The sequence below is a fragment of the Mesorhizobium sp. M1A.T.Ca.IN.004.03.1.1 genome (assembly GCF_003997555.1).
In the GTDB taxonomy this organism is placed as follows: domain Bacteria; phylum Pseudomonadota; class Alphaproteobacteria; order Rhizobiales; family Rhizobiaceae; genus Mesorhizobium.
Genome location: NZ_RZTV01001200.1, coordinates 1 through 230 on the forward strand (window position 1 = coordinate 1; position 230 = coordinate 230).

The 230-nt window shown below is 62.6% G+C and carries 1 protein-coding gene; it reads right to left on the minus strand.

The window, feature by feature from the left end; translation table 11 throughout:
• Nucleotides 1–230, minus strand: a 230-nt coding sequence (locus EOD29_RS35485) for a porin (protein WP_206520637.1), incomplete at both ends; no start/stop codon positions are given.

The window sequence follows — 230 nt, forward strand, 5'->3', positions numbered from 1 at the left end:
GCGACCACGGCCGGGGATAGCCCAGGTCGGATCGGACAGATTGTCGTCCGTGCCGTAGCCGGCCATGACGAAGAGCGAGAGAGCGTCACTAACATTCACATCCAAACGGAGCTTGCCGGCGACTTCCTCGTAGTTGCTGTCGTACGCAATGACGCCACTGATGGCGCCCCAGCCCTGCGTGTACTTCACGCCGCCGACCACGTGCGGAACGTAGCTGTCGATCGTGCCCT